The 9,602-nt window shown below is 68.0% G+C and carries 7 protein-coding genes; 4 read left to right on the top strand and 3 right to left on the bottom strand.

Annotated elements, in window-relative coordinates; translation table 11 throughout:
- Positions 1-258 precede the first annotated feature (258 nt).
- Positions 259-528, top strand: coding sequence for a hypothetical protein (locus OF819_RS20740; RefSeq protein WP_267245100.1), 270 nt, complete (start codon positions 259-261; stop codon positions 526-528).
- A gap of 31 nt (positions 529-559) precedes the next feature.
- Here OF819_RS20740 and OF819_RS20735 read toward each other — a convergent pair whose 3' ends face one another.
- The 3 genes from OF819_RS20735 to OF819_RS20725 all read right to left on the bottom strand — a co-directional run bounded on the left by OF819_RS20735 (position 560) and on the right by OF819_RS20725 (position 5,839).
- On the bottom strand, positions 560-1,423 hold the full coding sequence (locus OF819_RS20735; RefSeq protein WP_267245099.1) for a transposase: 864 nt from the start codon (positions 1,421-1,423) through the stop codon (positions 560-562).
- 346 nt (positions 1,424-1,769) lie between these two features.
- The gene (locus tag OF819_RS20730) at positions 1,770-2,933 is read right to left on the bottom strand and encodes a glycosyltransferase (protein WP_267245107.1); all 1,164 of its coding nucleotides are present in this window, start codon (positions 2,931-2,933) and stop codon (positions 1,770-1,772) included.
- Positions 2,934-2,974: 41 nt separating this feature from the next.
- Positions 2,975-5,839, bottom strand: coding sequence for a bifunctional glycosyltransferase/CDP-glycerol:glycerophosphate glycerophosphotransferase (locus tag OF819_RS20725; protein ID WP_267245098.1), 2,865 nt, complete (start codon positions 5,837-5,839; stop codon positions 2,975-2,977).
- A 276-nt stretch (positions 5,840-6,115) separates the two neighbouring features.
- Here OF819_RS20725 and proB point away from each other — a divergent pair, with 276 nt between their 5' ends.
- The 3 genes from proB (at position 6,116) to OF819_RS20710 (ending at position 9,538) form a co-directional block, all read left to right on the top strand.
- Positions 6,116-7,243, top strand: coding sequence for a glutamate 5-kinase (proB, locus tag OF819_RS20720; protein WP_267245097.1), 1,128 nt, complete (start codon positions 6,116-6,118; stop codon positions 7,241-7,243).
- 130 nt (positions 7,244-7,373) lie between these two features.
- The gene (locus tag OF819_RS20715; RefSeq protein ID WP_416370584.1) at positions 7,374-8,048 is read left to right on the top strand and encodes a hypothetical protein; all 675 of its coding nucleotides are present in this window, start codon (positions 7,374-7,376) and stop codon (positions 8,046-8,048) included.
- Between the two features lie 191 nt (positions 8,049-8,239).
- Positions 8,240-9,538, top strand: a complete 1,299-nt coding sequence (locus OF819_RS20710; protein ID WP_267245096.1) for a glutamate-5-semialdehyde dehydrogenase — start codon at positions 8,240-8,242, stop codon at positions 9,536-9,538.
- Positions 9,539-9,602: the final 64 nt, after the last annotated feature.

Below are 9,602 nucleotides of genomic sequence, written 5' to 3'. Positions count from 1 at the left end.
CTTGAACCACCGGTGGCACGACCACTAAAGCAACGGCATTGTCATCCGTTCGACAGGGGGCAACAGTCATGCCGGGCCCGGAGGCCAGCGGCCCTCTTGCAGGACCGCGAAAAAAACACAACGGGGGGAGCCCACGGTTCGGGCGCTGTCGGTGGTGGTCGTGCAGCGGGTGCGGACCGGGCAGGGACGGCACTGGCTCTTGGTGAACCGTGCCACGATCAGAGGTGCCGCGGTGGGTGAGGAGGTCGGATAGGGGCCGTGCCATCCCGCGCTGGTCTCGCCCCGTGGGCAGGTGACCTGCCGGCGGTCGACGTCGATGTGGAAGTCGTCGCGGCCGAAGCCGTCGTTCTTGCGGTGCTGGCGGGTGGAGTTGACCGGCAGCGGTCCGGTGACCGTGACCTGGTGTTCACGGGCTGCCTGTTCCAGATGGACCAGGGAGGTGTAGCCGCCGTCGACCAGATGCTCGGCGGGCAGCAGTCCGCGGTGCTGAGCCGGGTGTGGATGCCGGGCAGAGCCTTCGCGTCGTAGCCGGTGGCGTCGGCGGTGGCCACATCGGTGATCACGTTGACGCCGTCAGGATCACAGGTCTCGGTGAGATGTGCGACGAAGTGAGATGTGCGACGAACCCTTTCCAACGGGTGATATGTCCGCGGCGCGCGTAGCGGGTCGTCGGGTCGTAGGGCCAGACGACTGCGACGGCCGAGGGCGGCAGGCCGCCGTCCTCGGAGGGGCGCCAGCGCAGGCGGCCGGCCCCGTCGCGGTAGTAGTTCTGCACCATGATCTGCCGCAGGGCCTGGACCCGGGGACCGGACAGGCGATCCGCCCCATGCTCCCCGAGGTGCTCGATCAGCCGGACGGCGTCGCCGCCTGTGGCAAGGACCCTGGCCTTGGGGCGGGTGGGGTTCCTGCCCAGACGGACCGGACGGCCGTAGCGGCGCCCCCACTCCCCGTCGATCAGGCCGGCCAGCAGGTGCGGAGCTGTGCCGGCCAGCTCTTCCAGCGCTGCGCGGACGGCCTCGGTGGCCAGTTCCAGCCGGGTCAGGTCGCGCACCGCGGCCAGGACGTGGGTGGAGTCCGTGCGCTGGGTGGTGCGCTCGCGGGCGAGACTGGCCTTCTTCAGGCGCGCGAGCGCGAGGTCGAGGAGACGGTCAGCTCGGCCGTCCTCGGTGAGACGCTCGCGGAAGTCGGCCAGCACGCTGTGGTGGAAGCCGGGATCGTCCAGTTCCATGGCCAGCGCGTACTTGAAATCGATGCGGCAGCGGACCGCCTCGGCCGCCTGCCGGTCCGACAGACCGAGCAGGAACTGCAGCACGCAGACGGTGGCCAGCTGGGCGGGCGCGAGTCCCGGGCGGCCATCGCGCGGGTACCAGTCGGCGAAGTCCTCGTCCCGCCACAGCCCGCCCAGGTGGTCTCTGACCCACATCGCCGTTGTACCGCCCGGGTTGCCCGCCCGCGCCATCTGCACGGTCAGAGAAGGGACTTGCTCACCAGAGCGGGCGTGGAGCGACAACGGGCACCTCGACAACTGCATCGGTCCTTGAACAGAGCCGAGCATGCCCGTTGGTCATGCTGCCCCGCCGGGGATCCCCAAGATCCCCGACAGAGTCAAGCTAGGGACCTGTGCCCGACCGGTCGGGCTCTAGCGTGACCGGTGATCGAACGACAGGGGGCGTGATCGCGTCAGCGTCCGATTACGCGAATGCCTAAGCCTTTCTGGCCGGAGCCCGTGAGAGGCGGCCCATGCCGCTCAGATGCCCCTGGGTGCCGGGTTACCTCTCCAGCAGGGTGAAGAGACTCTCCCAGCGCGCGATGATCTCATCTGTCGAGTAGCGCTGGATGTCGTTACGGGCCTGCTCGCCCATCCGGTCCCGGAGCGCCTGGTCGGTCATCAGCTCGTCTAGGCGGCGAGCGAACTCTTCGGTGCTGCCCGGAGGAGCGAGATACCCGTTCTCCCCGTCCGTGATGATCTCGCGGACGCCTGGAGCGACATTGAAGGCCACACAGGGCACGGCTGTGGCCATGGCCTCCATCAGCGAGAGCGGAAAACCTTCGCCGCGGGAGGAGAGGGCGAACAACGAGCTCTCCCGCAGAGCCCCCGGAACATCGGAGGTGCGCCCCATCCATTCGACGGAATCGACCAACCCCAGTTCCGCGCACTGCTTCTTGAGAGCTGCCTCCTCCTCGCCGGAGCCGTAAATTCGCAGCATCCAGTCCGGGTGTCGCGGCGCGACCTTGGCCCAGGCGTCGAGCAGCAGGTCGACGCCCTTCTCCTCATGCAGGCGACCGATGCTGACCACGCGCTTGGCGGTACGTGGCGAAGGCTGGTCAGGGAAGAAGGGCAGTGGGTTCGGCATGGCGCCTACATGGTCGAAACGCTGCCGGATCCACAAGTCCGCGTCTTCGCGAGTCAGCGTCAGCATCCGGTCGACGTCCGCGTAGTACTTCTTGACCCGGGCGAAGCGCGAAGACTTGCGGCACGTCTCGAACGACTCATGGCTCATGCCGATGACGCGCAGCCCCGTGGTGTCTGCAAGTGCAACCCACTCCATCGCCCACACCTGTGTGACGATTACTACGGAGCCCGGCCGAGCGACACGGAAGAGTGCGGTCAGCTTGGCGGCCTGCTCGCGCATGCCGGCCTCGCGGGCCGCCCGCCGCCGCCGCTCGACCAGGTCGAGCTTGCCTTTGATGCCCCGCAGTGGCTTGAGCGACGGCGGGTGGACGTCGTACAGCGTCGTCGTACGGTACGGCAGGTCGTCGTCGAGGTCAGCGCGGCGGCCCTCCGGCGCTGGGACGATGCCGAGCACATGCACCGCGTGGCCGCGGTTCGTGAACAGCTGGGCCATCTGGTGCGTGAAGCTGGTGATGCCGCCCAGCTCGTCGACGCTGTTAGAGACCAGGAAGATGTCGCGTGCGGTGTGGTCGTTGCACATAGAGGTCGCCCCGCGCTTCAGCTCGTTCTTCTGCTCAGTCATCAACGGCTCCAGCGGGAGAAGAACTGATCGACGATGCTCCGCGCGGCGGTGCCCTGGTCGTATTCGCCGAACTCGGCGACGAAGCGCTTGCGTGCGTCCGCGTACGGCTGGTCCTGATCTTCCAGATCCCGCACTGCCGTGAGGAACTCGTCCTCTGTGTACACCACCGGCCCTGGCGCGTGCTCCAGCAGGTCGAAGTAGGTGCCGCGGCCCTCGTGCACGTACTGCTCGTAGTCGTAGGTGAAGAACAGCATCGGCCGGTTGAGCAGGGCATAGTCGAACATCACGGAGGAGTAGTCCGTGATCAGCGCATCGGCCAGCTCCATCAGCGGCATCACGTCATGGTGGTCTGAAACGTCGATGACCGTGCCCTGGACGGTGGGCGGCAACACCACGTGGTTGAGGTAGTGGGCGCGCACCAGCAGGACATAGCGGTCGCCGAACTCCTCGGCGAAGCGCTCCACGTCGAACGGCAGCGCGAACCGGGAGTTACGGCCTGCGGTGCGGAATGTCGGGGCGTACAGCAGGATCTTCTTGTCAGCGTCGATGCCCAGCTCGGCGGCGAGCGGACCGCGCTCGCGGTGGCCTTCTGCCTCCTCCCGCTCCCGCGCCTGCGCTAGCACGTCGTTGCGCGGGTAGCCAACCCGGAGCAGGGTGCTGTCCTTGAGCCGGAAGGCCCGGGCCAAGGTGCGCACATCGTGCTCCGAGCGCACCAGGAAGTAGTCGAAGCGGTCCAGGTGTCGTTGCTCCGCCTCCTGCTGCTGGCGTGTGGCCGCTTTGAGGCTGGGCTGATCGAAGCCCATTTTCTTGAGCGCCGAGCCATGCCAGGTCTGGATGTAGGTGGTTTCTCGACGCTTGGCGAGCTTGAGCGGATAGCTCTGGTTGTCCACCCAGAACTCGGCGCGAGCGAGCGCTTTGAGGTACGGAAGGGACCAACGGCGCACCAACTGGGCATCCTTGGGGAAGTCTTCGGAGTTGCCGCTGTACGACCAAATGGCCTCGAAGTCCAGGTTTCGGCGACGCATCTCCTCGTAGATGGCGCGCGGGCTGTCGCTGAACTGCTTGCCCAGATGGCTTTCGAAGACGACGGTCCGCTTCTTGACGGGCAGTCGGCTGTAGAGCTCGTGGTAGAGCCGCAGTTTGCTGGTGCCTGAGGTGAGTGTTGTGCGCAGCTGCTTGGCCCGGCGGTAACCGGACTTCGCCAGCTTGCCGGGCGCGCCGCGCACCCCACGCTGGATGAGTTCCTCGAGCCGGTCGCTGCCGCGGTGGGTGGAGACCAGGCGGAAGGCGAGATGACCCTTAGCGGTGGCATGCGGCTCGATGTGGTCGCCCACCAGCCGGGTGAGACGGGGCCGTACCGGCAGGGCACCGCCGCCCAGTTCGTTCTCCCCGACGGTCAGCCGGGTGTGGGTGCGCACACCGTCGGCGCTGAGGTTGACCCGGAGATCCCATACTGAGTCGATGACACCGAGGGGCCGCAGCTTGGCGCTGAGGTCGGCCTCCGCCTCCCAATGGATGGTGTCGCCCGAGTGGCGCACCGTTTTCACCGGAAAGACGAAGGTCTGCAGGCTCCGCCTGCGAGCCCGGAACTCCAGCTCCGCCCTGAGTGTGGCGACACTCTTGACAATGCCAAGCGGGTTGGTGATGCGGCCGGCCAGCCGAATGGTGCCGTCAGACTCTGCGTAGTGAGTCAGTTCATTGCGGAGGAACAGCTTGTTCAGCGGCTTCTGGTGATACCCGAGGTCGGTGACGTCCAGCACACTGCGGGCGAACTTGGCGGCCTCGGTGTTCCCGTCGTCGAGATGCTCGGCGCACCAGTAGATCCGACCGTTGCGCTCGGTGAGAGAGGAGGAGACCTTGTCGCGGTGCGTCAGGGTGTCCACGGCGGGCAGGAGGTTCGCCCAGTCGCCCTTCTCCAGCAGGTACGCGCAGATCGCCTGGATGGGCGCTACCTGGCCGTAGGCCGCGCGTGACAGGCTACCGAGATAGTCCTGGGAGAGCGAGGCGAACTCGTCTCGGTACGACTGGTCGCGGAATGGCAGGTCGCGCAGGTGTAGCACCAGGTCGTGCTTGAGAAACTTGACGTCCTTGGCGTGCTTGAGCTCCGCCAGACCGTGCTGCTCCAGCAGGGTGTCGATCCGCCGGTGGATCTCCAGCCGGTGGATGTAGTTGGTCATCTCGTGGCGGCGGTTGGTCACTGACTTGACCTTGGCCTGCGCATGGACGTTCCAGAAATAGACCTGGTTGGGGATCAGTGTGATCTTCTTCGCCTTGAGATATGCCTCGGCGATGAACATCAGGTCCTCGTAGAACATGCCCTTGGGGAAGCGCAGGTCGTTGTCAACGAGGAAGGCGCGGCGGTAGCACTTGTTGGTGGAGAGCGTGTCCCAGACGAAGAGGTCTGGCAGCTCGGTGACCGAGTTCAGCGTGCGGGTCTTGGAGTAGAGCCAGGAGTACCACTCATCCCGCTTCTGGGCCCTCGTGTCCTTGTGGACGCGCACACAGAGACCGGAGACCATGTCCGCCTCCGTCTCCTCCGCTGCGGCCACCATGTTCCGGCAGGCGTTGGCTTCGAGGGCGTCATCGCTGTCGAGGAACATCACGTAGCGGCCCCGAGCGTGCCCGATGCCGATGTTGCGAGGTTCACCGCCCGCTCCGCTGTTCTCGGCGAGCTGGTAAGCGCGGACCTTGCCGGGATGTGCTGCCTCCAGCTCCTTGGCGACCTCGAATGTACGGTCTCCGCTGCAGTCGTCCACGATCACGACTTCGACGTTCTGCAGTGTCTGATCCAGCACTGACCGGACGGCCGTCGGCAGGCGCTCCGCGTCATTATAGGCGATGACGACCACTGACACGTCAGGCACAGGCACCTCGATCCACTTGTTCTCTGCAGGCTGCCTCAAAGCTACCTCGTGTTCGTTTTCGTCCAGAACGGGAGCCCGGTGGCGGCTCTACTGATTCGATCGTCGATTTTAGTGCCACCCAGCGGCGTTACCGGTCACCCAGCCTGCTCACGGTGATGGATTGCTCAAATCGCCACACCGTGCAGAGAGGTACGCCGAGGCTGGCTTCGTCGCGTGGGCGTCCAGCGGGCGGAATGCATGCGCGTCCGGCGCCCGCTCTGGCATAGATTCGGGCTTGTGACAGTGGCAAGGCAGCAGGTAACAGAGGCTCGCAGGATCGTCGTCAAGATCGGCTCGTCGTCGTTGACCACGGCGGCCGGCGGGCTGGACGCCGACCGGGTCGACGCGCTTGTCGACGTCCTCGCCAAGGTGCGCAGCGGCGGGGAGAAGGAGATAGTGCTCGTCTCCTCCGGCGCCATCGCCGCCGGGCTCGCGCCGCTCGGGCTCGCCCGGCGGCCGAAGGACCTGGCCCGTCAGCAGGCCGCGGCCAGTGTGGGGCAGGGGCTGCTGGTCGCCCGCTACACCGCCTCCTTCGCCCGCTACGGGGTGCGTGTCGGGCAGGTGCTGCTGACCACCGACGACACCAGCCGGCGCGCGCACTACCGCAACGCCTGCCGGACCCTCGACCAGCTGCTGGACATGGGGGCCGTGCCGGTCGTCAACGAGAACGACACCGTGGCGACCGACGAGATCCGCTTCGGGGACAACGACCGCCTCGCCGCGCTCGTCGCCCATCTCGTACGGGCCGATCTGCTGGTGCTCCTGTCCGACGTGGACGGGCTCTATGACGGTGACCCGTCGCGCCCCGGGACCGCACGGATCGACGAGGTGCGCGGCCCGGCCGACATCGCGCATGTGCAGATCGGCAGCGCGGGCAGGGCCGGCGTGGGCACCGGCGGCATGGTCACCAAGGTGGAGGCCGCCAGGATCGCGGCCGCGGCGGGCGTTCCGGTCGTCCTGACCTCCGCGAGCCGGGCCGCCGACGCCCTCGCCGGGCGCGCCACGGGCACGTACTTCCACAGCACCGGACGCCGCTCGGCGGACCGGCTGCTCTGGCTTGCCCACGCCTCCACCCCGCAGGGCGCCCTCACACTCGACGACGGCGCGGTGCGGGCCGTGGTGGAGGGCAGGAAGTCGCTGCTGCCCGCCGGAATCGCGGCGGTGGAAGGCGAGTTCAGCGCGGGAGATCCGGTGGAGCTGCGGGACTCCGCGGGCCGGCCGGTGGCCCGGGGGCTCGTAAACTTCGACTCCAAGGAGATTCCGCTGCTCCTCGGCCGTTCCACACGCGAGCTGGCCAAGGAACTGGGCCCGGCATATGAGCGGGAAGTCGTACATAGAGACGATCTGGTTGTTCTGCACCCCTGAAACGGCTGAAACTCCGGCCATCCAACGGAGACCTTCGGCAAAAACGCCCCGCGTTCCGTCGCGGGCTGCTCAACTTTGTTCCGGGGGAAGGCGGGGTCCCGCACGACAACTCAGCAACAGGAGGCCGCCGGTGAGACGAGCGCGCCCAGGGGATGTGCCCCGGGGGGCGGGGGGAGTCCCCCACGCCCGCAGGGCAGGGGGCGAGGAACGATTCCTGACCAGCGTCAAAGCGGCCGGGGACGGAGCGGACGGCGTCGCGGACGATGCCGACGCCGCCGCCGACGCCGCCGCCGACGCCGCCGCTGAGGCGGCTGCTGAGGCGGGCGGCGGCGTACACGCCCGTCGCGCCGAGTGGGAGCGGCGCAGCCGGGAGGCCAGAGCCGCGTCGCGGCAGGGCCTCGACACGGGCACGGAGCCCGTCGGAGAGGAGACGCGGACCGGAGCCCACGGTGAGGAGCAGGCGCAGTCCAAGCTGTGGCACATCACGCTGAGCGTCTCCGGCCCCCGCGCCCCGCTGAAGGAGGTACGCCGCGCTCTGGAGCAGCTTGCCCACGACCACCCCTTCCTGCTCACCAGCCGATACGCCGACGACCACGCCGAGATCCGCTACTGGGAAGAGGCCCGGGATCTGCACGACGCCGCGGCCGTGGCGCTGCGGCTCTGGGGCGAGCACCGGTCGACCGCCAAGCTTCCGCCCTGGAAGATCGTGGGCCTGGAGGTCATCGACCGGCAGACCTACCACCAGCGCGTCGCCGAGGGCTATGGCCCGCCCCCTGCCTCACCGGTGGGCATCCATCCCTTCTGAACGTCCTCTCCGAACCCTCACCCTCCTCTCTGAGCCATCCCTGCTCTCTGAGCCATCCCCGCAGGCCGTGCCCTCCGGAGATCGTCTCCTCCAGGCCATCTCTGTGAGGCTTCTGTCTCGTATACGAGGTTTGCGTCTCGGAGTGCGGGATATGTGATGGACGCCCCCGGGGAGCGCATTACCCTGCGGGCATGACGTCGCTCCCTTCGGTCTCGCCCTACGACAACATGTCCCCCGTCGCCCAGGCCGCCTACCGCGCCCGTGCCGCCGCAGCCGACCTCGCGCCCCTGCCGCGCTCGGCCAAGGACGACGCGCTGCTGGCGATCGCTGACGCCCTTGAGGTGCGGACGAGCGAGATCGTCACGGCCAACGCCGAGGACATCGCCCGCGCCCGTGAGGCGGGCACCAGTGAGGCGATCATCGACCGGCTCACCCTGACCCCGGAGCGCGTCCGCGCCATCGCCGCCGATGTGCGCCACGTCGCCGCGCTGCCCGACCCGGTCGGCGAGGTCGTCCGCGGCTCGACCCTGCCCAACGGCATCGATCTGCGCCAGGTGCGCGTCCCCCTCGGCGTCGTCGGCATCATCTACGAGGCCCGCCCCAACGTCACCGTGGACGCCGCGGCGCTCTGCCTGAAGTCGGGCAACGCCGTCCTGCTGCGCGGTTCGTCGTCCGCGTACTCCTCCAACACCGCACTGGTGAGGGTCATCCGCGACGCCGTCGGCGGCTCCGGACTGCCCGCCGACGCCGTCCAGCTCGTGCCCGGCGAAAGCCGCGACTCGGTACGGGAGCTGATGCGCGCCCGCGGCATGGTGGACGTCCTCATCCCGCGCGGCGGCGCCTCGCTCATCCGCACCGTCGTCGAGGAGTCCACCGTCCCGGTCATCGAGACCGGCACCGGCAACTGCCATGTGTACATCGACGCGCAGACCGATCTGGACATGGCCGTCGACATCCTGATCAACTCCAAGGCACAGCGTCCCAGCGTCTGCAACGCCGCCGAGACGCTCCTTGTCCACCAGGACATCGCCGACGCCTTCCTGCCCCGCGCCCTGGACGCCCTCGCCGACGCCGGCGTGACCGTCCACGGCGACGAACGGGTCCTGGACATCGCCCGGACCGCCGGCGCCAAGGCGACCGTCGTGGAGGCCACCGCAGACGACTGGGAGGCCGAATACCTCTCCTACGACATCGCCGCCGCCGTCGTGGACTCCCTGGACGCCGCCGTGGCCCACATCCGGCTGTGGTCCTCGGGGCACACCGAGGCGATCGTCACCACCTCCCAGGCAGCCGCCCGCCGCTTCACCCAATTGGTGGACTCCACCACAGTCGCCGTGAACGCGTCCACACGCTTCACGGACGGAGGCCAGTTCGGCTTCGGCGCGGAGATCGGCATTTCCACGCAGAAACTGCACGCCCGAGGCCCCATGGGCCTGCCGGAACTGACCTCCACCAAGTACATCGTGACCGGCGACGGTCACACTCGGTAGACACCGTCCGTCACTGGACCCAGGGAGAGTTCACGCTCTCCCTGCACAAAACGGCTGCCCCAGG

Origin of the sequence: Streptomyces sp. PR69 (genome assembly GCF_026420845.1) — a bacterium.
In the GTDB taxonomy this organism is placed as follows: domain Bacteria; phylum Actinomycetota; class Actinomycetes; order Streptomycetales; family Streptomycetaceae; genus Streptomyces.
The sequence above is the reverse complement of the archived record's forward strand: the minus strand, read 5'-3'. Positions and strand labels throughout refer to the sequence as shown.